This is a genomic window from Sphingomonas sp. TDK1, assembly GCF_001650735.1.
Lineage (GTDB): Bacteria > Pseudomonadota > Alphaproteobacteria > Sphingomonadales > Sphingomonadaceae > Sphingomonas.
In genome coordinates this window covers 104,912-130,664 of sequence record NZ_LXVY01000003.1, presented here as the reverse complement: position 1 = coordinate 130,664, position 25,753 = coordinate 104,912, and the positions used below count along the sequence as shown (strand labels likewise).

Below are 25,753 nucleotides of genomic sequence, written 5' to 3'. Positions count from 1 at the left end.
TTCAGCCCTCGAACAGGTCGCTGCCAGCGGCACGACCGTCGAGCCTGTTCCACAATTTCTCGGTACCAGCCTCGCGCGCACGGTTCACATATTGAGAGGCAACGAGCCAGCCCTTTATCGGCCGCAGCGGCAGCAGGCTGCCGAGCACCATCAGCGGCAGCGACGTGAACAAGTGGATCCACCAGGGCGGCTCGAACGCCACCTGCACCCACACCACCACAAAGGTGAGCGGGAACACGACGATGCAGAGCGAAAAGAAGGCGGGGCCGTCATCTGGCGACGCGAAGCGATAGTCGAGGCGGCATGCCTCGCACTTGTCGACGACCTTCAGCCAGGAGCGGAACATCCGCCCCTTGCCACAGCGCGGGCAAATCCCCTTCCACCCGGACTTCAAGATCCAGGGAAAGGCACCCGTTTCCGTTGCAATCGCCATGACTCATACTCCCGAGTCGATCCCTACAAGCCAAACATAATGAGGTTTGCATCCATACACAACTTGTTTTGTTTGGTTATTGCATGGCAACCACCGGCTTCTGGTGCCGGGCGGCGCAGAAGATCAGGAAGGACAGCGCCCAGGCTGCTGCGAACACGCCGATGATGGCGAAGCCGAGGCCGTAGAAATTCTCGTTGAGCGCAAGCGCCCATGCGGCAAGCGGACCCTCAACCCCGAGCCTGCGGACGGCCAATGCGCTGATCTCCACGCCGCCGATGAACAGCGCGACGGCGATCGACATCATCGTGATCGTGAGGTTGTAGTAGAGCTTGCGCAGCGGCTGGACAAAGGCCCAGCGATAGGCGCCGACCATCATCACCCCATCGGTGGTGTCGAGCAGGGACATGCCCGCTGCGAACAGCACCGGAAACACCAGGGCCGCGCCGGCCGAGACGCCGTGCCCGGCCTGGGTGGCGGAAAGACCGAACAGCGTCACCTCGGTTGCGGTGTCGAAGCTCAGCCCGAACAGGAATCCGAGCGGCGCCATGTGCCACGACCGGCCGATGCAGCGGAAGAGCGGGCGAAACAGCCGCGACAGGGGGCCGCGCCCGGCGAACATCAGGTCCAACGCGCCGTCGTCGATCGCCTCCCCTGCCCGCACGCGCTGGAGCGTCCGCAGGATGCCGAGGAGGATCAGGAAGTTCATCGCCGCGACGACCAGCAGGAACAGCCCGGAGACACAGGTGCTGAGCGCGCCTCCCGCCTCGCGAAAGGCATCGAAGCCCTGAAGATTGCTCGCCGCGACGACGACGGCCGCGGTGACCAGGATGACGACCATGGAATGGCCGATCGCGAACCAGAAACCTACCGCCACCGGCGGTCGCCTTTCCTGCAACAGCTTGCGCGTGACGTTGTCGATCGCCGCGATATGGTCCGCATCCACCGCGTGCCGCAGCCCAAGGCCGTAGACTACCACCGCGACGCCGAGCAGCGCCGGCTGGCCATGGAAGGCGAGCAGCGCCCAGGCCCAGCCGCCGAGGTTGAGAACGGCCAGCACGCCATAGACCAGCGCAAGGCTGCGCCGATAGCCGCGGTCCTGCGGCAGGTGGCGGAGCAGCCGGGCGATCATGCCGCGCTCCCCGCGGGAAACAATATATGGATAAACCCGAAGGCGATCAGCGCACCAAGGGCCTCGCCAAGCAGATAGGGCGCGGCCGAGCCCGTAGCGAGATGCAATGGCCCGTTGGTGGCGAGCGCGCCGAACACCACGGCGGGATTGGCATAGGCGGCGGTGGGGGTCGCGAGGATGTCCGCCACCAGCCACGCGCCGACCGCAAAGGGGCCGGCATCGGCGCGGCCGCTTCGCATGCAGCCGAACACCACCAGCATCAGCCCCGCGCTGGCGACCAGTTCGCCGCCCATCCCGTGCCAGCCGAGCCCGCCCGTCGATCCGTTCGGGCCACCCCAAAGCGCGGCCGCAGCTGCGCCGCCCAGCACCCCGCCCAGCGATTGGGCGGCGACATAGGCGATCGTGCACACGCCCGAGCGCTCGCGGCCCAGCCATTGCAACAGGGTAATCAGCGGATTGTAGTGCCCACCGGACACGCTGCCCAGCGCCACGATCAGCCCAACCAACGCCGCCGCGATCGCCACCGCCGTCACCGGCAGGATCATCCCCGGCAGCGTGGCGAACACCCGTGCCGCCGCGATACCGCTGCCGGTGGCCGCCAGCACCAGCGCGAAGGTGCCGAGCCCCTCCACGCCGGCGCGGCGCCACAGGGCCAGCCGGGGATCGGCTTCCTGGAAGCAGGTGGGCTGCGCTGCCATGTCAGCCCGCCTGCTGCTCCGCGAAGCGGGCATCCACCTCGGCCATCTTCTCGGCGAGTTCGGTGGGGGTGAAGAAGCCCTTGGTGAAGCTGATGTTGGCGAAGGCCACGATCCAGCGCTCATAATAGGGCAGCCTGCCGATCAGCGTCTCGCCCAGGGCTTCCACGCCCTTGCGCTTTTCCTCGGTGTTAATCAGCTTCTTGAAGTCGAGCACGTCGGCCAGCGCGTGGCAGCGCTTCTCCCACGGCTCCAGGACATGCTCGACCCGCATCACCGAGCCCGCTTCGAACCCGCCGATATCGTTGGGCAGGCGGCTGACGAAATCCTGGGTGGGCATCACGCGGCTTCCTTCTCGAGCGTTACGGGGATCACGCCGATCATCGCGTCGCGGGTAACGATCGAGGCCAGCTGCGCCTCCGACCAGCCCTCGGTCCCGTCGGGACGGCGGGGCAGGACGAGGTAGCGGATGATCGCGGTGGAATCGCTGACCCGGATCTCGACATCGTCGGGGATGATGGTGCCGAATTCGGCGAGCACCTTGCGCGGCTCGCTCACCGCCCGGGCGCGATAGGGCTTCAGCTTGTACCAGTCGGGCGGCAGGCCCAGCACCGGGCGCGGGTAGCAGGAGCAGAGCGTGCACACGATCAGATTGTGCACCTCGGCGGTGTTCTCCAGCACGATCAGCTGGGTATCGTCGTAGAAGCTGATGCCCAGTTCCTCGCAGGCGGTGCGGCCGTTTTCAAGCAGCCGCGCCTTGAAGGCGGGATCGGTCCAGGCACGCGCCACCACCGCGGCGCCCAGCGCGGGCGTGCGGCTGTCCAGCACCTCGATCTGGTGGCGAATGTCGTTGGCGGTGAGATAGCCCTTCTCGATCAGGATCTCGCGCACCGCGGTCTCCATCACTTCGTAATAGCCGGGCACGGCCTCGGCGGTGATCGGCGCATGGTCATCGTGATCGTGATCGTGATCGTGATCGTGATCGTGGCCGTGGCCATGATCCTGCGCGTGCTCTTGTGCCATCAGGCTTGCTCCAGCCAGGTTTCGAAGATTTCGATGTGCAGTTCGTCGCGCGGGGAACCGTCATAGTCGGTCCAGACCTCGGTCATGCGGAACGACACACGGTAATAATGCAGCTTGTTGCCGGCGTTGCGGCCATAGCCTTCTTCTTCATTGTCGATCATCGCGGGTTCGATCACCCGCTCGACGGTGCCGACATGCCCGCGCAGATAGATCGGCACGCGATAATGGCCGATAGGCGCGCGCTCCAGCACGCGGACCCGCTTTCCTTCGGTAAAAGCGGGCAGTTCCTTCAGCGCCGGGACGACCGACGCCAGGGGTGATGCATCCATGCGATCGGCTCCCAATCTCCTGGCGAAAGGCTCGCAAATCAGGCGCATGGCAGCCATTCTACAGGGTAAGGGCGCACCCCATACGGCGGTACGCCCTCGCCCGTTTCACTCGGCGGCGAGCGACAGCTCCAGGCCGAGCGCGGCAGCCACGCCGGCGCCATAGGCCGGATCGGCCTTGGTGCAGTTCGCGATGTGGCGCAGCTTCACCTCGTCGCGCGCATCGCCCAGCGCGGCCGCGGTGTTCGCGAACAGGTGCTGGCGCTGGCCCGCATCCATCATCCGGAACAGGTTGCCCGGCTGCTCATAATAATCCTCGTCGACGCGGTGATCCCAGTGATCGGCCGCACCTTCGATGGCGAGCGGCGGCGCTGCATGGTCGGGATCGTTGCCCATCCAAGTGCCCTTGCTGTTCGGCCAATAGCTGGGCGTGCCGCCCAGATTGCCGTCCGTCCGCATCGCGCCGTCGCGGTGGTAGCTGTGGAACGGGCATTTCGGTGCGTTGACCGGAATGTGGTTGAAGTTCACGCCCAGGCGATAGCGCTGCGCATCGCCATAGGAGAACAGCCGCGCCTGCAGCATCTTGTCCGGCGAATAGCCGATGCCCGGCACGATGTTCGCGGGCGAAAAGGCCGCCTGCTCCACTTCCGCGTGATAATTTTCCGGATAGCGGTTGAGCTCGATTTCGCCGACCTCGATCAGCGGATACTCGCCCTTCGGCCAGACCTTGGTCAAGTCGAACGGGTTGTGGCGATGCGCCTTGGCCTGCGCTTCCGTCATCACCTGGAGGAACAGGGTCCATTTGGGGAAATCCCCGCCGTCGATCGCCTCCAGCAGGTCGCGACCATGGCTCTCGCGATCGCCGGCGACCACCGCCGCCGCCTCGGCGTCGGTGAGGTTGGCGATGCCCTGCTGGGTGCGCCAGTGGAACTTCACCCATACGCGCTCGCGATCCGCGTTTATCATGGAATAGGTGTGGCTGCCGAAGCCGTGCATGTGGCGGAAGCTGCTCGGGATGCCGCGCTCGGACATCACGATCGTCACCTGGTGCAGCGCCTCGGGCAGCAGCGTCCAGAAATCCCAGTTGTTATCCGCCGAGCGCAGGCCGGTGCGCGGATCGCGCTTGATGGCGTGGTTCAGGTCCGGAAACCGCAGCGGATCGCGAAAGAAGAACACCGGCGTGTTGTTGCCCACCAGGTCCCAATTGCCTTCCTCGGTGTAGAATTTCAGCGCGAAGCCGCGGATGTCCCGCTCCGCATCGGCCGCGCCGCGCTCGCCGGCGACGCTGGAGAAACGCACGAACATCGGCGTCTGCTTGCCCACTTCCGAGAAGATCTTGGCCGAGGTGTAGCGGCTGATGTCGTGCGTCACGGTGAAGGTGCCATGGGCGCCCCAGCCCTTGGCGTGCATCCGCCGCTCGGGGATCACCTCGCGGTCGAAATGGGCCAGCTTTTCCAGCAGCCACACGTCCTGCAACAGCGCGGGGCCGCGCGGGCCGGCCGTCATGATATTGAGATTGTCGCCCACGGGCATGCCGGTGGCGTGCGTCATCCGCCGATCGTCGTCGCGCATCTGGAGTATCCTCATCGAAAAGGCGGTGCTGATCGAGCCCGCTTGAACCCTAGCGTAGCGGTCCGCGGAACGGCTTGAGGATCATACGCCCGTACAGTCCGGCACCTCCGTCCGTGTACGGCGCGGCAAGGGCAGCACATCGAACGTACCGTGCGATACACCGGTATAGCGGCGCCTGCCCATGCCCGGGCCTATTCTGCCGCCGCACGCCGCCACCACCATCCCGATAGGCGTCGCCCCACCGCCATGTGCGCGCGGCGGGGCGCGGATCGGTGCGCATTCGGCGGCTTTGCGATCGCCTTCCAACAGGGGAATGACAATGAAAAACGCAGGATTGTTCGGGGTCGCGGTATCGGCCGCAGCCCTTCTCGCCGGCCTCGGCGCGCCGAGCCTCGCCGCCGCGCAGCAGACGCCGTACGAGATGATCAACGCCGCCGCCGCGTCGTCCGACATCACCACCACCCCGCTGCGCGGCGGCGTGGTGCTGCTCCAGGGCTCGGGCGGTAACATGGTGGCGATGCCAGGGCCGGACGGCCTGCTGATGGTCGACGACGGCATCTCGCTGTCCAAGGCGAAGGTCGAGGCCAAGCTGCACGACATCCAGCCGACCGGCATCAAATATGCGGTGAACACGCACTGGCACTGGGATCATACCGACGGCAATGTCTGGGTCCATGATGACGGCGCGACGATCATCGCCCAGGCGAACACCGCCAAGCATCTCGGCGAGACGATCCGCGTCGTCGAATGGGGCCACACCTTCACGCCGCTGCCCGCGGGCGGCCGGGCGGCCCTGCTGGTCGCCAAGGAAAAGACCCTGCCCTACGGCACCGACGTCCTCCGCCTGCGCGCCTATATGCCGTCGCACACCGATGGCGATCTCTCGGCCTATTTCACCAAGGCGGACGTGCTGCTCACCGGCGACACCTACTGGAACGGCCTCTACCCGTTCATCGACTATGTCGCGGGCGGCAGCATCGACGGAATGATCGCGGCAGCCAACGCCAACATCGCGATGGCGGGCGAGAAGACGATCGTCGTTCCCGGCCACGGCCCGCTCGGCGACCGCGCCAGCCTGATCGAATATCGCGACATGCTGGTAACGATCCGCGCCAACGTCGCCGCGCTGAAGAAGCAGGGCAAGACGCTGGAAGAGACGATCGCCGCCCAGCCCACCGCTGCGTTCGATGCAAAATGGGGGCAGATGATCATCAGCCCCGCCCTGTTCACCACGCTGGTCTATCGCGGCGTGTGAATAGACGAAGCCGCCGCGCCCCCCGGCGCGGCGGCCGCTTACGCCGCCATGGGCAGCGGCACGCAGAATTCGAAGACCGTCCCGCCCCCCTCGCGCCGGCATACCTGCAAGTCACCGCCCAGCGTCTCCACGATGGTACGGCAGATCCGCAGCCCCATGCCGAGGCCGTCGGGCTTGGTGGTGAAAAACGGCTCGAAGATCATCGGCCAGATCGCCGGATCGATCCCCGGCCCGCTGTCCGACACGCGGACCCGGACCCAAGTGTCCAGGCGGACCAGGTCGAGCCAGATCGCGCGCCGCTGGGGCGGCACCTCCACCATGGCCTCCATCGCGTTCATCGCGAGGTTCACGAACAATTGCTGCAGGTCGTGCGCGTCGCCTCGAACCACCAGCCCGTCGGGAACGTTCAGATGCATCGCCACCTGGTGGGTCGCAAGTTCGTGCTGCAGCAGCTCGGGCATCTGTCGCACGACGTCGGACAGCGACACCATGCCCAGTTCCGGCTGATTGGCCAGCACGCGATCGCGCGTGCGCTCGATGATTCCCGCCAGGCGTTCGCACTGCCGCGTCACCCGGGCGAGCGCGGGTTGCAGCGACTCCGCCGACTTGCCCGGCATTGCCGCCAGCCGCTCGAGCGCGCGCAGCTCGATCCGCATCGAGGTCAGCGGTTGATTCAGTTCATGCGCGATCGAAATCGAGATCGCGCCCACGGTCGACGCCTTGCTCGCCCGCGCCAGCTGTTCCTGCGCCGCAAACCGCAACTCGGCAGCATCATGTTGCGGCGTGATGTCGACCAGCGTCGAATAGGCGGTGTTGTCTTCGGACAGGTTGATCGCATAGGCGACGACCAGCCTCTCCCCGTCCAGCCGGATCAGTTCGGCGACGCCGGTCACCCGACGCTCCCCCGCGAACATCGCCTCGACCATGCGTCGACGCGGCACGAGGCAATTATGCCGATTGCCGCTGGGAGCGCCGCGCAGCGGATCCTCCTGGGGGAGGCCCAGCATCGCGATCATCGTCGGATTCAGATCCACGGGGCGCGCTGCCTCGATGAGCCGAAGGGCCTCTTCCGGATGGGCGTCGAGAAAGCGGGGAAGCGATACGACGCCGGCAGCGCGCAAAGCGGCGATCCGCGCCGACACCCCGGCCAGGTCGAATTCGATCACCCCGATCGTCGGATCGTGAAACAGCGAACGATACCGCCACCGGACACGCGCCGAATACTCCTGGTCCGGCGAAGAGGCGCCCCCCGCTGCTTCCGGCGCGATGTCCTGCGCGGTGGGCCGGGCGCGCAATTCGGCATCGACGTCCGACAGGCCGCCGACCCAGCGCTGGGTGGTGCCGTCCTTCGGGGACAGCACCGGCCGCCCGATTGCCTGCATCCACCGGTAGCTTCCATCGCGCTGCTGCAGTCGAAAATAGCTTCGTGATTCACTCGCCGTCGTTCGCGCGGATACCCATTGCGCTTCCAGCGACGGCAGGTCGGCCGGGCACACCAACTGCTTCCAGCGATCGTCCCGCACCGCCTCCATCGCGTCCATCCCGGTCGCCCGGGTGAACTGCTCGCTCAGATAATCGATCTTGCCGTCCGGGCCGGCCGTCCAGAAGATGGTCGGCGTGGACACGAGCATCGTCGAAACGGGATTGGGCCCCGCGGCGGCGTCGCGCGCAGGACCACGCAACAATCTGCGCGCCATCGTCAGCATCGGATGCTCCCCGGCCCTATCAGCCGGCGCTGGCGATCAACGCCAGCACCTTCGCATCGAGCATGGCGATGATCCGGTCCAGCGTGGCGGACCGGCCGCCGCCGATCAGCGTGGAGGGACGCACGATCGTGATGCGCGTCGCCTCGGGGCCGACCTCGTCGAGGAGCAGCTCCACCGGGGCAAACAGGCCCGCGACCCGATCTTCCGCGATCATGGTTTCGGCAATCAGCGGGTTGCCGACGAACCAGCGCTCCAGCCGGCCCGGATGGCCGAACAGCGCCAGCCAGGCGCCATGGTCGATAACGCCCAGGATGATGAACCCGCTCGACCCCAGCCGGGCCTGCACCGTCGCACGAAACGCCTCATGGCCATCGGCATCCGCGGCGATCACATTCACTTCGTCCGCGCTCAGGCGACCGAGACTGTCGGAGAGTCGCGCCACCACGGTATCGAAGCCCGCGGGCACGAGCCGGTGCAGCTTCTCGCCGTCGAAGGGTTCGACGACGAAGCCGGGTGCATCCGCTACGGTTGCGGTCTGTTGCGGTTCGTCCAGCATCGGTCGGCCTCCTGCTTGATGGGGATGGCCGGCATTGTCCGCCAACAGGCGGTTCGGAGGTATCTCTACTTGGGTAGGGGCTCAGCCGATCAGTGCGACCAGCCGATCGATAAGTTCCATCGGATCGAAAGGTTTGCGCAGCACCGCTGAGATGCCCGCGGCACGGGCCTGCTCCTCCAGACCCTTGGCCGGGAAGGCGGTAATCAGGAGAATCGGTACGGCATATCGCCGCCGGATCTCCCGCGCGAGACTAAGCCCGTTGATGCCCGGCATCTGAAGGTCGCTGATGATCGCGGCGAAGCGCTCGATCTCCGGTTCGGCGAGCAACGCCTCCGCGGAATCGAATGCCTCCGGCGCGAGATTCTCACACGCAAGCAACGACTGCAGTGCCATGCGGATGTCCGGATCGTCATCGACGATCGCCACTGGGGCTCCCGCGCGCCCGTGCATTGCCGGCTCGGTCATATGCCCCCGCGATCCGACCAGTCACGGCCTGTCCAAGTCAACCTGCACATTGTTATCTGCGAATCTCAGAAGGTATTACGATCAACATGTGCGCGTGCACTGTACTTAGCGAGGGCGTGGAGAGGCTTACATACCGACGTATAGGATATGGCAACCGAGCGCCGGACTCCCGCCCGGCGCCGAGGGCCGGCATCACTCGAATTGCGAGCCGGAGAGATGGGCGGCATCCACGGCATCGAAATCCGTGGAGCGGCTGACGTCCCGCCACGCCGCTGCGGCCTGCTGCCTGGCGGCGTCGGCACGCTCGAACACGTGCAGCGCGTCGCTGCCGAGCAGGAGGTGCGCAGGGAGCGCCGGCGTGCGGCTAAGGTCGAAGACGACCTGGGCGATCTTCGCGGGATCACCGACCTCATTGCCCACAAAACGCTCCATCATGTCCAGCATCGCGCCGACGGTGGACTGGTACTCCGGAAGCAGGTCGAGCGGCTGGCTGTGCGCGGTTCGGCCCCATTCGGTGCGCATGCCGCCCGGCTCCACCGCGATCATCCGCACGCCGAACGGTGCGAGTTCCTGCGCCACAGCCTCGGTGAAGCCGCTGACCGCCCATTTGGCCGACTGGTACGCCCCGAGCCCGGGTGCGCCGACCCGGCCGCCTACCGACGAGATGTTGATGATCGTGCCTTCCCGCTGCGCGCGCATGATCGGCAGCACGGCACGGGTGAGATTGACCACGCCGAACAGATTGGTCTCGATCTGGTCCCGGAAGCTTGCCGGATCGGTTTGTTCGAACGGCGCAATCCGGGCGTACCCGGCATTGTTCACCAGCACATCGAGCCGGCCGAACGCTGCGATCGCCGCGTCCACCGCCGCTGCCGCCTGTGCGGCGTCCGTGACGTCCAGGCGGAAGGTCCGCAGCGTCCGCGGATAGCGCGCCTCCAGCAATTCGAGCGCCTTCGGGTCCCGCCCGGTGGCGAGGACCTTGTCCCCCTGCGCCAGCGCATGCTCCACGATCGCGCGGCCCAGCCCCTTGGTGCTGCCGGTAACCAGCCAATGCTTCGGCATATGAACGTCCTAAACTTTCCCGCTGTTCTTCAACGCGCGCGCGGAGCACCCCAATAGCCTTCCGGTGCGACGCTGGCGCGCGTCGTCGCCTTGCGGGCGAGCAGCACGCGCGCGGTGTCGGCGATCACCAGCCAGGCGCCAGCGAGCAGCGCGACATCCTTCAGCACCAGGCGGCCCGCGCCGGAGAGATAGGGGAAGCCATGCTGCGCATCGCCAAGCGCGGGTACCCAGGCCTCGGGTGTCGTCACCAGGAACGACAGGGTGACGAACGGCGTACAGAAGGCGAGGACCGCCCCCACCAGCCCCACCCGCGCCGAAACCAGCCCGGCCAGCGTGAGGAAGCCGATAATCAGTTCCACCGTGCCGAGCACGCGCGAAAAGCTGTAGGTGTGGTTCTGCACCTGCCATTCGCGCTTGGCGACGTTCAGCTCGCCCTCATGGGTGAAGTGCGGCTTATAGGCCGCCGGATCCTTGTAGAAAAAGGACATCACCGGGCTGTTCGCCACGAACGGCGTGATGCTGTCGGCTTCATAGGGCACGAACTTCAGCGCGCCGATCCACAGGAAGATGATCGCGATGGCGATCTTCATGCTGGCGATACCGATGCGGGTGGAGTTGCCGCTCGCGGCAAGACGCAGGATCTGATCGAAATTCATGACGTAGCTCCTCAGTACGGAGAAAAATGCAGCGAAATCAGCGGCGGACGGCCGGATGCGCGGCCTTCCAGGCCATCGCGTTCTCCAGCCGGTGACGAATGCTCGGATGTTCGTAGAACAGGATTTCCTCGAGCCGCCCCGGCGAGGGCGCGCGATAGTCAATGGTCTTGAGCAGCGCGCGGGCCGCCCCGTCCGGCGCCTGCGCATGATCGAGGCCGTAGCGATCCGCATCCAGCTCGACGGTGCGGAGCGCGGTGTTGAGCAGCGGTGTCGACAGGAAGACGAAGGTCGAGAAGATCACCACCAGCACCGGAAGCCCGGCAGGATCCGCCAGGGTGCGGTCTCCTGCCCCCAGCAGCCGCGCGACGGGGGCGAACAGCCGGTCGATCACCAGCAAGGCGACGGTCACCAGAAGCGCCGTGAACAGCGTCAGCCACAGCAGGTGCTGATGCTTGTAGTGGCCGATCTCATGCCCGACGACGGCGCGCAGCGCGGCAGTGTCGACCGGGTTCGCGACCAGGCCCTCGCCCAGCACGATCCGCGCGAAGCCGCCCAGACCATCCACGCGCGCGGTGTATCCGGGGCCGTCGCCGCCATGCGCGACCACGATCTGCGCGGCCGGGGTGCCGGTCTCCTTCGCAATCGCCACCACCGTCTCGCGCACCGGCCCTTCCGGAAGCGGCGTGAATTTCTGGAACACCGGCCCCAGCACCACCGGCTGCACCACGATCGCGGCGAACAGCGCGACGGCCGAAATGCCGGCGCCCCAGAGCCACCAGCGCCGCCCGGTCCGCCGGATCAGCAGGTAGAGCAGCACCAGGAACAGCCCGCCCGAAATGGCGGAGAAGATCGCGCCGATCAGCGACTGGGCGAACCATGCCCCGCCGGCGATGCTGGTGATGCCGTAGCTGCGCTCCCGCCACCAATCGGCATAGGCGCTCCACGGCAACAGCAGCGCCCAGTGGAGCAGGAAGAAGGTGGCCGCCACCGCGAAGACGGCGCGGTTCTTGCGGTCCTTCGGTCCCGCGGCCGTAACGGCGATGCGCCGCATCAGGCCCGTCCGCAGGATCACGATCGGCACGAGAATCGAAAACAGCCACCCCCAGAGCACCAGCCAATGACCGCCTTGCGTATAGGCGGTGGCCAGCGCCGCGCGGGCGGCCGGGATCGTGGCAAGATACTGATCGGTTGCGGTTGCGGGATTCATGAAAGCGATCGCCTGCCGGGGGAGAGACGGAAAAGCGGCGGGGCAGCCGTGCACTGCCGCCCCGCCGCGAAAGGATCAGACGCCGACCGGGATCGGATTTTCGACCAGCGACTGGTTGAAGGCATCGAAAAAGGCGTGCTCGCCCGAACCGGGGTTGTCGCGCAGCATCTGGATCGCGTCGACGAACACTTCCGGCGCGTCCCCGCCCAGCTTCGACATCGTCTCCGCGATGAAGACGTCGAGCGGCATGGCGCGCGGGTCGCCGCTCTTGTGGATCAGGTCGGTATCGACCCAGGGCGGCGCGATTTCCTGCACCTGCACCTTGGTGTCCCGCAGCTGGAAGCGCTGCGACAGGGTGTAGGCATGCAGCGCCGCCTTCAGTGCCGAATAGACGCCGTTGGTCGCGATCGGCACATAGGCGAGCACCGAGGTGTTGTTGAGGATCGCGGCATACGGCTTGGTCTTCAGATGCTCGATCAGCGCCGAGGTCATGCGGATCGGGCCGAGGAAGTTGGTGGTGTAGATCCGGTCGACCAGTTCGTCCGCGATCGGCGCGCCGGGATCGTCGAACGGCATGATGCCGGCATTGTTGATCAGCACGTTGACGTCCGGATGCTCGGCCAACAGCTGCTTTGCGGCGGCCTGGATGCTGGCCGGATCGGTGATGTCAAGCGCGATGCCCGCCATGCCCGGATTGGCGGCGACGATCTCGTCGATCAGTGCCTGGCGGCGGCCCGAGACGATCACCTTGTTGCCCAGCTTGTGGAACGCCTCGGCCAGCGCACGGCCGATGCCGGAGGTGGAACCGGTGATGAAGATGGTATTGCCCTGCATCTGCATGGGATTGGTCCTTCTATCTGGATTTGAAGCTGAAAATTCGGGTCAGGCGAGCGCGGCGGCGCGGTAGCGCGGGGCCGGCTGGGCATGGGCGAGATCGGCAGCGATGGCGCGACGCTCGGCGTCATGCGCTTCCCAGCGGCCGTCCTGCTGGAGCGGCGGAATGGTGACGAGTTCGCCCAGGTCGAAGCCGGCAAGGGCTGCATCGACCATGTCGGTCGCGGCCATCACCTTGGGGCTCTCGGCGTAGGCGCCATAGCCGGCGATGTCCCAGAACTCGGTCGCCGTGCCGCCGGGCAGCACCGCCTGGACGCGCACGCCCTTGTCGGCCAGCTCGTGGTGCAGGCTCTGCGAGAAGGCGAGGACATAGGCCTTGCTGCCGCCATAGACGCCGTTGAGGATTTCCGGGCCGATCGCGACGATCGAGGAGATGTTGATCACCGCCCCCGCGCCGCGTGCCACGAAGCCGGGCACCGCGGCATAGGTGAGCCGGGTCAGCGCGGTGACGTTGAGGTCGATCATCGCTTCCATCTTGTCGATGTCGCTGCCGAGCAGGGGCGTGACCGAGCCGAAACCGGCATTGTTCACCAGCAGGGTGATGCTGGCATTGTCGCGCAGGATTGCCTCGACGCGGCGCAGGTCCTGCGGGGCGCCCAGATCGGCGGCGACGACGTTGACCGAGCGGCCGGTTTCGTCGGTGATCGTGCGGGCGACCTCCTGCAGCCGCTCCTGATTGCGGGCGACCAGGATCAGGTCATAGCCGCGCCGCGCCAGCCGGTCGGCATAGATCGCGCCGATGCCGCTCGATGCGCCGGTGATGACGGCGGTGCCCTTGGAATTCGCGTTCATGTTCAATCTCCCTTGAAAGGCCGCGTTGGCCATGGCGCTGTTCTAGGCTTGTCGTTCTTCGTCCGAAATGTCATAAACACGGCAAATTCGGACATGGGATGACGGTTATGCGCAAGGTCGGTTTTCTGATTCACCCGGGCTTCTCGCCGATGGGCTTCGCGGTCGCGACGGCGTTCGAGATTGCCAATCTCCAGGCGGGCGCGCCCGTCTACGCGGTGCACATGCTGTCCGAGCGCGGCGGTCCGGTGCGGACCTCGCTGGGCTTTCCGGTGATGACCAAGGCGCTCGAAGCCGAGGATTACGACCTGCTGCTGATCGGCGGCGGCATGGAGGAATCGAGCGCCGAGACGATCGCGTTCGTCCGCCGCGTCGCGGAACGGGCGCGCCGGGTGGCGGCGACCTGCACCGGCGCGTTCCTGCTGGCGGAGGCCGGCCTGCTCGACGGTCGCCGCGCGACGACCCACTGGGCGCGTGCCCGCGAACTGCAGGAGCGGTTTCCGGCCATCAAGGTGGAGGAAGACCGCATCTTCATCGCCGACGGCCATGTCTGGACCTCGGCGGGGATGACGGCGGGCATCGATCTCGCGATCGCGCTGATCGAGGAGGATATCGGCATCGAGGCGGCCCGCGGCGTCGCCCGCAAGCTGGTGATGTACCACCGCCGCACGGGGGGCCAGTCGCAATTCTCCGCGCTGCTGGAACTGGAACCCAAGTCCGATCGCATCCAGACCGCGCTCGCCTACGCCAAGCGCAACCTCGCCCAGCGGCTGAGCGTCGAGGATCTGGCGGACGTCGCGCATCTCAGCCCGCGCCAGTTCAGCCGGGCGTTCCAGGCCGAAACCGGCCAGTCGCCCGCCAAGGCGGTGGAGCATCTGCGGCTGGAGGCGGCGCGCGCGATGATGGAGGATTCCAACCACTCGATCGACGTGGTCGCGCAACAGACCGGGTTCGGCGATCGCGACCGGATGCGCCGCGCCTTCCTGCGCGCCTTCGGCCAGCCGCCGCAGGTGATACGGCGCGCGGCGCGGCCGACCATGTCGATCGCCGCCTGAACGCCGGCGGCCGGGCATGCGGGTGCCGTCCATGGCCCGGATCTACCGGCCGCGCCTGCCGCTTGCCGATTCATACGCCGGTATCGACGCCCCCCACCCCGGCACCACCATCCCGCGCGCAGGGTCCGGCATACCGGCGGATAGTTGTTCGGACCCGCCCCGCGGCGGCACACCCATGGCTCCCCCATCTTCGGGCATGCGCCCGGCACGGAGACCTTGGATGCGACGAACCGTCATCGCCGCGCGGCAGCGTGCCGCCCGCACCCTGCGCCAGCAGCGCGAGCGGCGGCAGCGCTGGGCGCTGGTGGCACGGATCGCGGTGCTGGGCTGCGTGGCCGCGTTGCTCGCCTGGCTCCTCTATCCGCTGTTCAAGGATGCGGTGGTGAGCGCGATCGTCAGCGGATTGGTGCTCGCCATCTTCCTCGCGCTCCTCGCCCGCAGCGGCGACGGGCACGTCAGGGAGACGGAATGACCACCAGGCCCTTGCCTTCGGCTGCCATCGCCGCCTGCACGGCGGGGCGCTGGTTGACCTCGGCGAGGAAGCGTTCGATCCGGGGCAGTCCGGCCACCTCGAACTCGAAATAATAGGCCCAGCCGGCGATCACGAACAGATAGGCGTCGGCGGCGGTGAAGGTCTCGCCGGTCAGATAGCGCCGCCCATCCAGCGCGGCATCGGCAATGGCCAGCCGCTTGAACAGGCGATCCCGCGCGAAGGCCATCGCTTCCGGCGAAAGCGCCCAGCGCAGCGGGATATAGCCCTTGTGCAGCTCGGCGGCGACGAAGCTCTGCCACTCCATCACCCGGTAGCGCGCCATGCTGCCGGCCTCGGGCATCAGGTCGTGCCGGCCGGCGCGGTCGCAGATATACTGCGCGATCACCATATTCTCGGTGAGGCTGGTGCCGTCGTCCAGTTCGAGCAGCGGCACCATGCCGCGCGGCGCGACGCCGCGATAGTCGCTGCCGTCGGCGCGGGTCTTGGCGCTGACGTTCACCACCTCCAGCTCGAACGGCAGGCCGGTCTCGCGCAGCAGGATATGGACCGACAGCGAACTCGCGCCGGGATGGGTGTAGAGCTTCACGGTATCTCCTCTTGATGGCGCAGCCGCGCCTGATTGAGACTGGCCAGCAGCAGCAACAGCTGGCTTTCGGAATAGCCCGCGCGACGAAACAGGATGACGTCCTCGTCCGACGGCTGACCGCCGCCGATCTGGGCGCGCGCGGCAATACGGCTCAGGACTTCCAGACGGTCGACGGCCATGCGCCGCACGCGGGGGCCACCGAACAGTCCGCGCAGCAAGGCGCCGAGGCGGAACAGGCCGCCGCGCGCCTCCATCCCCTCCTGCTGGCCGATGGCAATGGCGAGCCATTCCAGCGGGGTGAATCCGCTGCGCGATCCGCCCTGCGGCGCCGTCCATTCCGGCACCAGTCCGACGACCTGGACTGCCGGACCGACGTCGCCGTCGAAGCGAAGCTGCTGGCTGTGCATGATCGGCGCCTCCTCCGGCTGCGGCTGCGGGTGTGGGTGTGGGTGTGGACGCCGCACCATCGGCGGCTTCCCTCGCCGGGGAAATCGTACGGTCGGCGAACCGGGGGCATACGCCCGTATGGCTGCGCATTGCAGCCCGCGCCGGTAGGTTCGGCCCCGTATCAAACCAGCATTTTTTTCGAGGGGCGCATGCTCGAGCTATCGATCAACGGCGAGGCGCATCGCGCCGACGTGACGGCGGATGTGCCGCTCCTTTGGGTCCTGCGCGACGTGCTGGGCATGACCGGCACGAAGTTCGGCTGCGGCATCGCCCAGTGCGGCGCCTGCACCGTCCATCTGGACGGCCAGCCGGTGCGTTCGTGCCAGTTGCCGGTCGGCCTGGTCGGCGCGCGCAAGATCACCACGGTGGAAGGCGTCGGCGCCACGCCGGCCGGGGCTGCCGTGCAGAAGGCATGGCTGGACCTGGACGTGATCCAGTGCGGCTATTGCCAGTCGGGCCAGATCATGTCCGCGGCGGCGCTGATCGCCAGCACCCCTGCCCCCAGCGATGCCGATATCGACGCGGCGATGGCGGGCAATATCTGCCGTTGCGGCACCTATGTCCGCATCCGCGAGGGCATCAAGAAGGCCGCGGCGGAGCATCACGCATGAACGCCGCGGCACCTACCCGCCGCCAGCTGCTGCGCGGCATGGCCGCGGGCGGCTTCGTCCTCGCGGTGGGCATCGCGGGCAACCGGATTGCCGTTGCCGGGGATTCGGCGCACGGCGCAGCGTTCGCGCCCGATGCCTTCATCCGCATCGGCGCCGATGGCGCGACGACGATGATCATGCCGCAGGTCGAGATGGGCCAGGGCATCTACACCACGCTCGCCATGCTGATCGCGGAGGAGCTGGACGTCGATCTCGCGACGGTGACGCTGGCCGAGGCGCCGCCCAGCGACGCGCTGTACGGCAACCCCATCTTCAAGATCCAGGTAACCGGCGGTTCCACGTCGGTACGCGGCTATTTCCTGCCGATGCGCAAGGCCGGCGCCGCCGCCCGCGCGATGCTGGTGCAGGCAGCCGCTGCCCGCTGGAGCGTCGACCCGGCCAGCTGCACCACCGAGAATGGCCAGGTCCACCACGCCGCCAGCGGCCGCGCGATCGGCTATGGCGCAGTCGCCGCTGCCGCCGCCCGGCTCAAGCCGCCGGCCGAGCCGGTGCTGAAGGACCCCAAGAATTTCCGCCTGATCGGCAAGCCGCACCACCGGCTGGATACCGCGCACAAGGTGGACGGCAGCCTGAAATACGGCATCGACGTGATGCCCGAAGGCGTGACGTTCGCCACGCTCTGCGCCAGCCCGGTGCTGGGCGGCAAGGTCGCGCATGTCGACGATAGCCAGGCGAAGGCGCTCCCGGGCGTACGCCAGATCGTCGTGCTGGACGACATCGTCGCGGTGGTCGGCGACCATATGTGGGCGGCAAAGCAGGGCCTCGATGCCCTCGCCATCACCTGGCAGGACGGCGCCAACGCCGCGGTTTCCACCGAGACGCTATGGCAGGGCCTGCAGGCCGCCGCCGCCCAGCAGGGCGTGCCGGTGACCAAGGGCAATGCGGTCGACGCGAACGCCGCGGACGTGATTTCCGCGCATTACGAGATCCCGCTGCTCGCCCATGCGCCGATGGAGCCGATGAACTGCACGGTGCACGTGAAGCCCGGCGCGTGCGAGCTGTGGGTCGGCACCCAGGTCAGCACCAAGGCGCAAGGCATCGCCGCGCAGGTGCTGGGCATCCCGCCCGAGGCGGTGACGCTCAACAACCATCTGATCGGGGGCGGCTTCGGTCGCCGGCTCGAAGTCGACATGGTCGAGAAGGCCGTGCGCGTCGCCCAGAAGGTCGACGGCCCGGTCAAGGTCGTCTGGACCCGCGAGGAGGACATCCAGAAGGCGCCGTATCGCTCGGTCTATGGCAGCTGGCTCAGCGCCAAGCTCGACCAGGGCAAGCCGGTCGCCTGGTCGCACAAGGTGGTCGGCCCGGCGGAGATCGCGCGGTTCCTGCCCCCCGCCTTTGTCGGCGGCATCGACATCGACGCCATCGACGGCGCGGCGGAAACGCCCTATGTGCTGCCCAACCCGGCGGTCCATTATGTCCGCCACGAGCCGGTGGGCGTCCAGACCTGCTTCTGGCGCGGCGTGGGGCCGAACAACAACGTCTTCTCCACCGAGAGCTTCGTCGATCTGCTCGCGAACAAGGCGGGCAAGGATCCGCTCGATTATCGCCGCAGCCTCACCGATCCCAAGGGCCGGGCACGCCATGTGCTCGATCTTGCTGCCGAGAAGGCCGGCTGGGGCACGCCGCTGCCGGCGCGCTCGGGGCGCGGCCTCTGCCTGCAATATGCGTTCGGCAGCTATCTCGCGACGGTGGCCGAGGTTGCGGTGGCCGATGACGGCACCGTGCGGGTGCAGCGCGTAGTGACCGTGGTGGACTGCGGCATCACCGTCAATCCGGACGGGGTGATCTCGCAGATCCAGGGCGGCCATGTGTTCGGCCTGTCCGCCGTGCTCCACCAGCAGATCACGCTGGAAAAGGGGCGCGTGCAGCAGAGCAACTTCCACGACTACCGCGTGCTGCGCATCGACGAAATGCCGCAGATCGAGGTGCATCTGGTCCCCAGCGCCGAGGCGCCGGGCGGCATCGGCGAGCCGGGCACGGTGAGCGTGCAGCCGGCGGTGGCCAACGCGGTCTATGCCGCGACGGGCGTGCAGCTGACCCGCATGCCGATCGACCCCACTCTCATCGCACGAAAGGCCTGACATGGCGATCCGCACCCGCACCATCGCCCTGCTCGTGGGCGCTGCCGTGGTGATCGGCGGCGGCGGCATCGCCGGCCGCATGCTGTTCCTTCCCGGCCCGCTCGATTTCGCGGGCGGCACCAAGGTCGCGCTGGCAGACTATAAGGGCCCCTCGCCCGTCGGCGTGCCGGCCGAGCTGGCCAATGCCAGCCTGATCGAGAAGGGCCGCTACCTGACCGACGCGGCCGATTGCCGCGCCTGCCACACCACCAAGGGCGGCACGCCGTTCGCGGGCGGCCGGCCGTTCAAGCTGCCCTTCGGCACGCTCTACACGCCCAACATCACGCCCGACAAGGAAACCGGCATCGGCAACTGGACCGACGCGCAGTTCCTCCGCGCCGTGCACCGGGGCATTTCGGCGGACGGCACGCGGCTCTACCCGGCCTTCCCTTATGCCTCCTACTCGCTGATGCCGGATGCGGACGTGCTGGCGATCAAGGCCTATCTCTTCTCGCTCCGGCCGGTGCGACAGGCCAACCTGCCCAACACGTTCCACTTTCCCTACAATCAGCGCTGGCTGATGGGCTTCTGGGGCTATTTCTTCAACAAGGACAAGCGCTTCGAGGCGATCGCCGAGCGCAGCCCGGAATGGAATCGCGGCGCGTATCTGGTGGAAGGCCCGGCCCATTGCGGCGAGTGCCACACCCCGCGCACCCTGGCGCAGGCGATGAACACGCGCCAGAAGTTTGCCGGCGGCGTCGCCGAGGGCTGGAATGCCTACAACATCACCAGCGATCGCACGACCGGCATCGGCGCGTGGAGCAAGCCGGAGATCGAATCCTATCTCGCCACCGGCCACGCGAATGGCCGCAGCGTCGCCTCGGGCCCGATGCGCGAGGCGGTCGACCTCAGCTTCTCGAAGCTGACCAAGGGCGACATCGCCGCCATCGCCACCTATCTGCAGACCATCCCGCCGATCCACAGCGCACGCCTGGGGGCGCCCGCGGCCTTTGCCGCCGCCTCGCACGCACAGGGCCCGACCGACAATCCGATCGGCAAGCGGGTGTTCGAGCAGGCTTGCGTCAGCTGCCATGCGTGGAGCGGCAAGGGCTCGCTCACCGCCGATGCCCAGCTCACCGCCAAGAAGGCGGTCAGCGATCCCACCGCGGCGAACGTGGCGCTGATGGTGCTGCAGGGCACCGGCCCGCAGACCGCCGGCCGGCCCTATATGCCCGGCTTCGCGCACAGCTATAGCGACACCGAGATCGCCGCCGTCGCCAATTACGTGACCGCACGCTTTGGCACGATGCCGTCCAAGATCGCACCGAAGGAAGTGGGCAAGCTGCGGGCGGAGTGATCCCGTACCGACCCCATACTGCCGTATGGGAATCGGGGATTTTACGGATGGCGGGCGACGGGGTATGTTACGCACCGTTGCTGCACAGCGCCGCTCCGGTTCGCTCCAGCAGGAGAATGGGAATGCTGGCATTGCGAGAAGAACGCGCCGAACCCGTACTGGCCGAAAGCCAGATCTTCGTCGTGGATGACGACGCGATGGTACGGGACTCGCTCGTCGATCTGTTCGGATCGGTCGGGCTTCACGCCGAGGCGTTCGCCTCCACCCGCGCCTTTCTGGATGCGCCGCGTCGCGACGTGCCGAGCTGCCTCGTGCTCGACGTGCGCATGCCGGAGGAAAGCGGGCTGGATCTTCAGCGGCGCATGAACGACCAGGGCCTGCGCATCCCGATCATCTTCATCACCGGCCACGCCGATGTGCCGATGTCGGTCCGGGCGATGAAGCTGGGCGCCACCAACTTCCTGCCCAAGCCTTTCCGCGACCAGGAACTGCTGGACGCCGTTGGCGAGGCGCTGCGCCAGGATGCCGAGCAGCGGGCGGCGGACGCCGGCACGGCCGAGCTGCGCAAGCTCGCCGAACGCCTGACGCCGCGCGAGCTGGACGTGCTGAAAGCCGTCGACCGTGGCCTGCTGAACAAGCAGATCGCCTATGAACTCGGCATCGCCGAGATCACGGTGAAGATGCACCGCAGCAGCGCCTTCCGGAAGCTGAAGGCGACCACCGTGGCGGACATGATCCAGAAGGTTCGCGCGCTCAACCTGCGCTGAGTTCAACCGCTTCCTCTGCCGCCGGCAGCAGGAAGCGGAACCAGGCGCCGCCTTCCGGGCGGTTGCCTGCGTCCAGTCGTCCGCCCATCCCGTCGATGATCGAGCGGCAGATCTGCAGCCCCATGCCGATACCGCCCGCCTTGGTGGTGAAGAAGGGCTGGAACAGCTTGTCGAGGTGGGCCTCGGCGATGCCGGGGCCGGAATCCTCCACCCGCACCTCGACGCTCTCTTCCACGGCGCGAACGGTCACCACGATCCGGCGCGCGCCGCTGGTTTCCCGCAGGGCATCGGCTGCGTTGCTCACCAGATTGACCAGCACCTGCTGCAGATTGACCCGATCGCCGAGCACCTGCGGGGTGGCGGGGGCGCAATCGATCTCCAGCGTCGCCCCGGTGGCGCGCAATTGCCGCTCCAGCAGCTCGTGCAGTTCCCAGGCCAGCGCGCACAGGTCGACGGGTTCGTGCGGGCGATCGCCCGCCACGATCGTCTCGCGCGCGCGCCCGATGATGCCGGCGATCCGCTGCGCCGCCTGGTTGATCCGTTCGAGCACGCGCGTGGCGAGGTCTGGATTGGGCGTATCGCCCTGTAGCGTGCGCAGTCCGGTGCGCGCGTCCATCAGCAGCGAGGCGACCGGCTGATTCAATTCATGCGCGATCGAGGCAGAATAGGCGCCAAGCGTCGCGACGCGATTGGCGCGGGCCAGTTCCGCTTGCGCACCGCGGCGGAGCTCCTCGATACGATCGCGCTCGCTGAGATCGACCAGGCTCGACAGATGCAACCCGTCACCGAGGGTCGTCACCGAGAAATAGACCGGGATGCGGCGTCCATCCTTGCCGATCAGCGTGGTGTGGCCGTTCAGCGTCGCCTCGCCGGCGTAAATCATCTCAAGCTGCTGCAGCTGGATCTCGGGCCCGTCCTCGGCATTCTCGCCGGGCGGCTTGGCGGTCAGTTCGGCGAGATCGGCATAGCCCATCATCCGGGCGAGCGCGGTGTTCACGCGCGTGGTGCGGATCAGCGCAAGGCACTCCGCGAGGCGCGCGGGATGCAGTGCGAAATAGGCGCGCAGATTCTCCACGCCCGCGGCGCGCAGCGCGTCCAGGATCGGATAGGTCGCGCTGAAATCCATTTCGGCGAAGCTGATGCTGCTCAGCTCGAACAGGCCGGAATTGCGAACCTGCTCCTTGGTCAGTGCGGCGGTGCGGTCGGCCACGAGCTTCTCGAGCGTCGCGTTGAGTTCGCGCACCCGCTCCTGCATCAGAACCTGGTCGTGAATATCGGTATTGCTGCCGTAATAGGCCAGGATGTTCCCGTCCGCGTCCCGCTTGGGCCGCGCGGAGATCAGCAGCCAGCGATAGTCGCCGTTGGCGTGGCGCAGCCGATAGGTGAACCGGATGTCTTCCCCGGCGTCGAAGGTGGCACGGGCATGGGCAAGAAAGCCTTCGGCGTCGTCCGGGTGCAGATCCGGCAGCCAATCCTGCGAGGCAATGGCTTCGGGAATCGACCGGCCGGTGATCTCGCCATAGGCGCGGTTGAAGAAGTCGATCCGCATTTCCGGCGTGGCCCGCCACAGGATCTGCGGCACCGCATCGGTAAAATGCTCCAGCTCGCGCCGCGCCGCTTCCAGATCGGCGCGGGCCACCCCTAGCCGCTTCTGGTTGATCAGCAGGGCACCCGTGACGCCGATCGCGATGCCGGCGAAGGCGAGCCGCAACAGATTGGCCGGGTCGGGCGCGCCACCATGGACGAGCACCCAGGAAAATGCCGCCAGACAGATGCATCCCGCCGCGGCAACGCCGATCTCCGCTTCGGAGCCGACGCGTGCGACGAGGAGCGGAACCAGGAGATACAGCACCGCCACCGCGGCATCGATTTCCGCGATCGAATCGATCCAGAAGACCAGGGCGGCCAGAACGAAGGCGGCGATCAGCGCGGCCGGTCTGGCCCCTCTTACAGTCATACAGCTCCTGCTCGCCGGCTATGCCCTCGTCATAGGGGAACTTCCCGCCCTTGCCAGCAAGACCAACCCTATACTCCGGTAGGGTGCGCCGGCCATGCGGCACGCGCTAGCCCTGGTGCATCGGCTTGTCCGCGCCCTTGAGCAGCGCCGGTGCGACCGGCACGGCTGAAGAGCGTTGGCATCCCGCAAGAGACAGACCCCAGGAGACTGCGCATGAAAGCCATCGGTTATCACCAGCCCGGCAGCATCGATCGCGAGGACGCGCTGCTCGATCTCGACGTGGCCGACCCCACGCCTGGCGCGCATGACCTGCTGGTGCGGGTGAAGGCCGTGTCGGTCAACCCGGTCGACATGAAGATCCGCAGCGCCAGCCCGGCGCCCGACGGCGCGCCGAAGATCCTCGGCTGGGATGCCGCCGGCATCGTGGAAGCGGTTGGCGAGGCCGTGACCCTGTTCAAGGTCGGCGACGCGGTGTTCTACGCCGGCGACATCACCCGGCCCGGCACCAACGCGGAGCTGCACGCCGTCGACGCGCGCATCGTCGGCCACAAGCCGACCAGCCTGGACTGGGCCGAAGCCGCGGCGCTGCCGCTGACGGCGATCACCGCCTGGGAGCTGCTGTTCGACCGTCTCGGCGTCGCGCACGGCCGCAAGCAGGCGCAGGGAAGCCTGCTGGTGATCAACGGCGCTGGCGGTGTCGGCTCGATCCTGATCCAGATGGCGCGGCGGCTCACCGGGCTGACCGTGATCGCCACCGCCTCCCGGCGCGAGACGATCGCCTGGGTGGAGCAGATGGGCGCGCATCATGTGATCGACCATCGCAAGCCGCTCGACGAGGAACTGGCGCGGATCGGCCATGCGGAGGTGGGCTATGTCGCCAGCCTTACGGGATCGGACCAGTATCTGCCGCTCTTCCCCAAGATCGTCGCGCCGATGGGCCGGATCGCGCTGATCGACGATCCGAAGAGCTTCGACATCATGCCGCTGAAGCGCAAGTCGATCACCGTATCGCAGGAATTCATGTTCACCCGCTCGATGTTCCGCACGCCGGACATGATCGAGCAGCATCGGCTGCTGAACGAAGTGGCCCAGCTCGTCGATGCCGGCGTTCTACGGACAACGTTGCAAGAGCGAATGGCGGGCATCAACGCGGCCAATCTTGTCCAGGCACACAGGCTGCTGGAAAGCGGACGCGCCATCGGCAAGACGGTGCTCGAGGGCTTTTGAGGCAGGCACGCCGCGCCCCTGCAATACCCCTGTCTAGGCTTCTCCGTCCTATCCAGCTGCTACACCGTTACCTGCCCGCAACGGGCAGGAATTCGGAGAGAAATCATGCATATGTTGGATTGGAACGGTTATCGCGAGCAAGTGCTGGCCGGCGTTGGCGGCCTGGGCAAGCTTACGCCCGACACGGTGCGCGGCTATGCCACGCTGGGCGGCGCGGGCGCGAAGACGGGCCATCTCGACCAGAAGACCCGCGAGCTGATCGCGGTGGCCTGTGCGGTGAGCCTGCGCTGCGACGGCTGCATCACCGTCCACACCGACGCTGCGCGCAAGGCCGGCGCGACGCCCGAGGAACTGGCGGAAGCGCTTGGCGTGGCGATCAGCCTGAATGCCGGCGCGGCGCTGGTCTATTCCACCCGCGCGATGGATGCCTATTCGGACCACGAGTGATGGCCCCTGAGCCCCCTCCCGGCAGGAAGGGGGCTCAGCCACTCATGCCCGGCCGGCGGCATCCAGCTCGGCAAAGGCTTCGTCGCTCAGCCGGATCCCGGCAGCGGCGACATTCTCCTCCAGGTGATGGACCCGACCGGTCCCCGGAATCGGCAGGATCACCGGACTGCGCTGCAGCAGCCAGGCCAGTGCGATCTGCCCCGGCGTCGCCTGATGCGCGTGCGCGATGCGATCGAGCACCGAGCCCTTCTCGGTCAGACGCCCCGCCGACAGCGGATACCACGGGATGAAACCGATTCCTTCCCGCGCGCAATAGTCGAGCACGTCCTCGCTGCTGCGGTCGCCCAGATTGTAGCGGTTCTGCACCGTCGCCACCGGGAAAACCGCGCGCGCTGCCTGGATCTCCGCCACCGTGACCTGACTAAGGCCCGCATGACGGATGACCCCCTCCGCCAGCAGCCGCGCGATCGCATCGAACTGTTCGCGCGCCGGCACCTTGGGGTCAATGCGATGCAGCTGCCAGAGGTCGATCGTCTCGACCCCCAGCAACTCGCGGCTGCGATGCGCCTGCGACACCAGATATTCGGGATCCCCATGCGGCGCCCACTGGTCCGGGCCCGGCCGCCTGAGCCCAGCCTTGGTCGCGACGAACAACCCGTCATAGGGATGCAGCGCCTCGCGGATCAGCGGCTCGGATATGTCCGGACCGTAGGAATCGGCCGTATCGATGAACGTCACGCCGAGTTCGGGCAGACGACGCAACGTGGCCAGCACCGCCTCGCGGTCGCGCGGCGGACCCCACACGCCCGGCCCGGCGATGCGCATCGCGCCATAGCCGAGGCGGACGACCTCCATGTCGCCGCCGATCGCGAAGGTGCCGGACGTGCGTGCATCCGGCGTACGGGTCTCGGTCATTGC

The 25,753-nt window shown here is 67.3% G+C and carries 28 protein-coding genes; 9 read left to right on the top strand and 19 right to left on the bottom strand.

Annotation, left to right across the window (positions count from 1 at the left end):
* Position 1: 1 nt before the first annotated feature.
* From A7X12_RS02720 to A7X12_RS02690, 7 genes are all read right to left on the bottom strand, one after another.
* Complete coding sequence (locus A7X12_RS02720) at positions 2-433, bottom strand: DUF983 domain-containing protein (RefSeq protein ID WP_064310117.1); 432 nt, start codon at positions 431-433, stop codon at positions 2-4.
* A gap of 76 nt (positions 434-509) precedes the next feature.
* Positions 510-1,562 (bottom strand): HoxN/HupN/NixA family nickel/cobalt transporter, encoded by a 1,053-nt coding sequence (locus A7X12_RS02715; protein ID WP_064310116.1) that lies wholly within the window; start codon positions 1,560-1,562, stop codon positions 510-512.
* Positions 1,559-2,260 carry an aquaporin gene (locus tag A7X12_RS02710; protein ID WP_084444995.1) on the bottom strand — a complete coding sequence of 234 codons (702 nt, stop codon included), beginning with the start codon at positions 2,258-2,260 and terminating at the stop codon, positions 1,559-1,561. The genes A7X12_RS02715 and A7X12_RS02710 overlap by 4 nt, the downstream gene beginning before the upstream one ends.
* Position 2,261: 1 nt before the next feature.
* The gene (locus A7X12_RS02705) at positions 2,262-2,597 is read right to left on the bottom strand and encodes an SH3-like domain-containing protein (RefSeq protein WP_064310114.1); all 336 of its coding nucleotides are present in this window, start codon (positions 2,595-2,597) and stop codon (positions 2,262-2,264) included.
* The gene (gene nthA, locus A7X12_RS02700) at positions 2,597-3,280 is read right to left on the bottom strand and encodes a nitrile hydratase subunit alpha (RefSeq protein ID WP_064310113.1); all 684 of its coding nucleotides are present in this window, start codon (positions 3,278-3,280) and stop codon (positions 2,597-2,599) included. Before nthA ends, A7X12_RS02705 begins: the two co-directional genes overlap by 1 nt.
* The gene (locus A7X12_RS02695; protein WP_084444993.1) at positions 3,280-3,609 is read right to left on the bottom strand and encodes an SH3-like domain-containing protein; all 330 of its coding nucleotides are present in this window, start codon (positions 3,607-3,609) and stop codon (positions 3,280-3,282) included. The genes nthA and A7X12_RS02695 overlap by 1 nt, the downstream gene beginning before the upstream one ends.
* Before the next feature lie 105 nt (positions 3,610-3,714).
* Positions 3,715-5,178 (bottom strand): catalase, encoded by a 1,464-nt coding sequence (locus A7X12_RS02690; protein ID WP_064310112.1) that lies wholly within the window; start codon positions 5,176-5,178, stop codon positions 3,715-3,717.
* Positions 5,179-5,497: 319 nt separating this feature from the next.
* Between A7X12_RS02690 and A7X12_RS02685 the strand changes: the two genes are divergently transcribed.
* Positions 5,498-6,433 (top strand): MBL fold metallo-hydrolase, encoded by a 936-nt coding sequence (locus tag A7X12_RS02685; protein ID WP_198161837.1) that lies wholly within the window; start codon positions 5,498-5,500, stop codon positions 6,431-6,433.
* 38 nt (positions 6,434-6,471) lie between these two features.
* Here A7X12_RS02685 and A7X12_RS02680 read toward each other — a convergent pair whose 3' ends face one another.
* The 8 genes from A7X12_RS02680 to A7X12_RS02645 all read right to left on the bottom strand — a co-directional run bounded on the left by A7X12_RS02680 (position 6,472) and on the right by A7X12_RS02645 (position 13,771).
* A complete protein-coding gene (locus A7X12_RS02680) occupies positions 6,472-8,139 on the bottom strand; it encodes an ATP-binding protein (protein WP_064310110.1) in 1,668 nt (555 codons plus the stop codon).
* A gap of 19 nt (positions 8,140-8,158) precedes the next feature.
* Positions 8,159-8,695, bottom strand: coding sequence for a DUF302 domain-containing protein (locus tag A7X12_RS02675; protein WP_064310109.1), 537 nt, complete (start codon positions 8,693-8,695; stop codon positions 8,159-8,161).
* An 81-nt stretch (positions 8,696-8,776) separates the two neighbouring features.
* Positions 8,777-9,121, bottom strand: coding sequence for a response regulator (locus tag A7X12_RS02670; RefSeq protein ID WP_232318291.1), 345 nt, complete (start codon positions 9,119-9,121; stop codon positions 8,777-8,779).
* A 231-nt stretch (positions 9,122-9,352) separates the two neighbouring features.
* Positions 9,353-10,222, bottom strand: a complete 870-nt coding sequence (locus A7X12_RS02665; protein WP_064310107.1) for an SDR family oxidoreductase — start codon at positions 10,220-10,222, stop codon at positions 9,353-9,355.
* Positions 10,223-10,251: 29 nt separating this feature from the next.
* Positions 10,252-10,878 (bottom strand): reactive chlorine resistance membrane protein RclC, encoded by a 627-nt coding sequence (gene rclC, locus A7X12_RS02660; protein WP_064310106.1) that lies wholly within the window; start codon positions 10,876-10,878, stop codon positions 10,252-10,254.
* Positions 10,879-10,915: 37 nt separating this feature from the next.
* Entirely contained in the window at positions 10,916-12,085 is a 1,170-nt protein-coding gene (locus A7X12_RS02655) for a M48 family metalloprotease (RefSeq protein ID WP_064310105.1), read from the bottom strand.
* 75 nt (positions 12,086-12,160) lie between these two features.
* Complete coding sequence (locus A7X12_RS02650; protein WP_064310104.1) at positions 12,161-12,925, bottom strand: SDR family oxidoreductase; 765 nt, start codon at positions 12,923-12,925, stop codon at positions 12,161-12,163.
* Positions 12,926-12,967: 42 nt separating this feature from the next.
* Complete coding sequence (locus A7X12_RS02645) at positions 12,968-13,771, bottom strand: SDR family NAD(P)-dependent oxidoreductase (protein ID WP_064310103.1); 804 nt, start codon at positions 13,769-13,771, stop codon at positions 12,968-12,970.
* A 107-nt stretch (positions 13,772-13,878) separates the two neighbouring features.
* On the opposite strand from A7X12_RS02645, the gene A7X12_RS02640 reads away from it, so the two are divergent.
* On the top strand, positions 13,879-14,823 hold the full coding sequence (locus A7X12_RS02640; protein ID WP_064310102.1) for a GlxA family transcriptional regulator: 945 nt from the start codon (positions 13,879-13,881) through the stop codon (positions 14,821-14,823).
* A 220-nt stretch (positions 14,824-15,043) separates the two neighbouring features.
* Positions 15,044-15,295 carry a hypothetical protein gene (locus tag A7X12_RS02635; protein WP_064310101.1) on the top strand — a complete coding sequence of 84 codons (252 nt, stop codon included), beginning with the start codon at positions 15,044-15,046 and terminating at the stop codon, positions 15,293-15,295.
* Here A7X12_RS02635 and gstA read toward each other — a convergent pair.
* A complete protein-coding gene (gene gstA / locus A7X12_RS02630; RefSeq protein WP_064310100.1) occupies positions 15,279-15,902 on the bottom strand; it encodes a glutathione transferase GstA in 624 nt (207 codons plus the stop codon). The two genes, A7X12_RS02635 and gstA, sit on opposite strands and share 17 nt — an antisense overlap.
* Positions 15,899-16,309 (bottom strand): hypothetical protein, encoded by a 411-nt coding sequence (locus A7X12_RS02625; RefSeq protein WP_157105482.1) that lies wholly within the window; start codon positions 16,307-16,309, stop codon positions 15,899-15,901. The genes gstA and A7X12_RS02625 overlap by 4 nt, the downstream gene beginning before the upstream one ends.
* 189 nt (positions 16,310-16,498) lie before the next feature.
* Here A7X12_RS02625 and A7X12_RS02620 point away from each other — a divergent pair, with 189 nt between their 5' ends.
* The 4 genes from A7X12_RS02620 to A7X12_RS02605 all read left to right on the top strand — a co-directional run bounded on the left by A7X12_RS02620 (position 16,499) and on the right by A7X12_RS02605 (position 21,204).
* Positions 16,499-16,960: a (2Fe-2S)-binding protein gene (locus tag A7X12_RS02620; RefSeq protein WP_064310098.1), complete on the top strand. Its 462-nt coding sequence runs from the start codon at positions 16,499-16,501 to the stop codon at positions 16,958-16,960.
* Positions 16,957-19,101: a xanthine dehydrogenase family protein molybdopterin-binding subunit gene (locus A7X12_RS02615; RefSeq protein ID WP_064310097.1), complete on the top strand. Its 2,145-nt coding sequence runs from the start codon at positions 16,957-16,959 to the stop codon at positions 19,099-19,101. The genes A7X12_RS02620 and A7X12_RS02615 overlap by 4 nt, the downstream gene beginning before the upstream one ends.
* Position 19,102: 1 nt before the next feature.
* Entirely contained in the window at positions 19,103-20,437 is a 1,335-nt protein-coding gene (locus tag A7X12_RS02610) for a c-type cytochrome (protein WP_064310096.1), read from the top strand.
* A 122-nt stretch (positions 20,438-20,559) separates the two neighbouring features.
* A complete protein-coding gene (locus A7X12_RS02605; protein WP_064310095.1) occupies positions 20,560-21,204 on the top strand; it encodes a response regulator transcription factor in 645 nt (214 codons plus the stop codon).
* On the opposite strand, the gene A7X12_RS02600 is transcribed toward A7X12_RS02605, so the two are convergent.
* Positions 21,191-23,161, bottom strand: coding sequence for a PAS domain-containing sensor histidine kinase (locus tag A7X12_RS02600; protein ID WP_064310094.1), 1,971 nt, complete (start codon positions 23,159-23,161; stop codon positions 21,191-21,193). The two genes, A7X12_RS02605 and A7X12_RS02600, sit on opposite strands and share 14 nt — an antisense overlap.
* Before the next feature lie 213 nt (positions 23,162-23,374).
* On the opposite strand from A7X12_RS02600, the gene A7X12_RS02595 reads away from it, so the two are divergent.
* Both A7X12_RS02595 and A7X12_RS02590 read left to right on the top strand, forming a co-directional pair.
* A complete protein-coding gene (locus A7X12_RS02595) occupies positions 23,375-24,388 on the top strand; it encodes a zinc-binding alcohol dehydrogenase family protein (protein WP_064310093.1) in 1,014 nt (337 codons plus the stop codon).
* A 105-nt stretch (positions 24,389-24,493) separates the two neighbouring features.
* Complete coding sequence (locus A7X12_RS02590) at positions 24,494-24,835, top strand: carboxymuconolactone decarboxylase family protein (protein WP_232318289.1); 342 nt, start codon at positions 24,494-24,496, stop codon at positions 24,833-24,835.
* 42 nt (positions 24,836-24,877) lie between these two features.
* Here A7X12_RS02590 and A7X12_RS02585 read toward each other — a convergent pair whose 3' ends face one another.
* The gene (locus A7X12_RS02585; RefSeq protein ID WP_064310092.1) at positions 24,878-25,750 is read right to left on the bottom strand and encodes an aldo/keto reductase; all 873 of its coding nucleotides are present in this window, start codon (positions 25,748-25,750) and stop codon (positions 24,878-24,880) included.
* Between the last annotated feature and the right edge of the window lie 3 nt (positions 25,751-25,753).

Excerpts from the sequence above, each read along its gene's own strand:
- A7X12_RS02645 (WP_064310103.1), bottom strand. The coding sequence starts at position 13,771 with ATGAACGCGAATTCCAAGGGCACCGCCGTCATCACCGGCGCATCGAGC.
- rclC (WP_064310106.1), bottom strand. The coding sequence starts at position 10,878 with ATGAATTTCGATCAGATCCTGCGTCTTGCCGCGAGCGGCAACTCCACC.
- A7X12_RS02615 (WP_064310097.1), top strand. The coding sequence starts at position 16,957 with ATGAACGCCGCGGCACCTACCCGCCGCCAGCTGCTGCGCGGCATGGCC.
- A7X12_RS02635 (WP_064310101.1), top strand. The coding sequence starts at position 15,044 with ATGCGACGAACCGTCATCGCCGCGCGGCAGCGTGCCGCCCGCACCCTG.
- A7X12_RS02600 (WP_064310094.1), bottom strand. The coding sequence starts at position 23,161 with ATGACTGTAAGAGGGGCCAGACCGGCCGCGCTGATCGCCGCCTTCGTT.
- A7X12_RS02595 (WP_064310093.1), top strand. The coding sequence starts at position 23,375 with ATGAAAGCCATCGGTTATCACCAGCCCGGCAGCATCGATCGCGAGGAC.
- A7X12_RS02650 (WP_064310104.1), bottom strand. The coding sequence starts at position 12,925 with ATGCAGATGCAGGGCAATACCATCTTCATCACCGGTTCCACCTCCGGC.
- A7X12_RS02665 (WP_064310107.1), bottom strand. The coding sequence starts at position 10,222 with ATGCCGAAGCATTGGCTGGTTACCGGCAGCACCAAGGGGCTGGGCCGC.
- A7X12_RS02710 (WP_084444995.1), bottom strand. The coding sequence starts at position 2,260 with ATGGCAGCGCAGCCCACCTGCTTCCAGGAAGCCGATCCCCGGCTGGCC.
- A7X12_RS02675 (WP_064310109.1), bottom strand. The coding sequence starts at position 8,695 with ATGCTGGACGAACCGCAACAGACCGCAACCGTAGCGGATGCACCCGGC.
- A7X12_RS02715 (WP_064310116.1), bottom strand. The coding sequence starts at position 1,562 with ATGATCGCCCGGCTGCTCCGCCACCTGCCGCAGGACCGCGGCTATCGG.
- A7X12_RS02680 (WP_064310110.1), bottom strand. The coding sequence starts at position 8,139 with ATGCTGACGATGGCGCGCAGATTGTTGCGTGGTCCTGCGCGCGACGCC.
- A7X12_RS02590 (WP_232318289.1), top strand. The coding sequence starts at position 24,494 with ATGCATATGTTGGATTGGAACGGTTATCGCGAGCAAGTGCTGGCCGGC.
- A7X12_RS02695 (WP_084444993.1), bottom strand. The coding sequence starts at position 3,609 with ATGGATGCATCACCCCTGGCGTCGGTCGTCCCGGCGCTGAAGGAACTG.
- A7X12_RS02605 (WP_064310095.1), top strand. The coding sequence starts at position 20,560 with ATGCTGGCATTGCGAGAAGAACGCGCCGAACCCGTACTGGCCGAAAGC.
- A7X12_RS02685 (WP_198161837.1), top strand. The coding sequence starts at position 5,498 with ATGAAAAACGCAGGATTGTTCGGGGTCGCGGTATCGGCCGCAGCCCTT.
- A7X12_RS02690 (WP_064310112.1), bottom strand. The coding sequence starts at position 5,178 with ATGCGCGACGACGATCGGCGGATGACGCACGCCACCGGCATGCCCGTG.
- A7X12_RS02705 (WP_064310114.1), bottom strand. The coding sequence starts at position 2,597 with ATGCCCACCCAGGATTTCGTCAGCCGCCTGCCCAACGATATCGGCGGG.
- nthA (WP_064310113.1), bottom strand. The coding sequence starts at position 3,280 with ATGGCACAAGAGCACGCGCAGGATCATGGCCACGGCCACGATCACGAT.
- A7X12_RS02610 (WP_064310096.1), top strand. The coding sequence starts at position 19,103 with ATGGCGATCCGCACCCGCACCATCGCCCTGCTCGTGGGCGCTGCCGTG.
- A7X12_RS02655 (WP_064310105.1), bottom strand. The coding sequence starts at position 12,085 with ATGAATCCCGCAACCGCAACCGATCAGTATCTTGCCACGATCCCGGCC.
- A7X12_RS02620 (WP_064310098.1), top strand. The coding sequence starts at position 16,499 with ATGCTCGAGCTATCGATCAACGGCGAGGCGCATCGCGCCGACGTGACG.
- A7X12_RS02625 (WP_157105482.1), bottom strand. The coding sequence starts at position 16,309 with ATGCACAGCCAGCAGCTTCGCTTCGACGGCGACGTCGGTCCGGCAGTC.
- A7X12_RS02585 (WP_064310092.1), bottom strand. The coding sequence starts at position 25,750 with ATGACCGAGACCCGTACGCCGGATGCACGCACGTCCGGCACCTTCGCG.
- A7X12_RS02720 (WP_064310117.1), bottom strand. The coding sequence starts at position 433 with ATGGCGATTGCAACGGAAACGGGTGCCTTTCCCTGGATCTTGAAGTCC.
- A7X12_RS02640 (WP_064310102.1), top strand. The coding sequence starts at position 13,879 with ATGCGCAAGGTCGGTTTTCTGATTCACCCGGGCTTCTCGCCGATGGGC.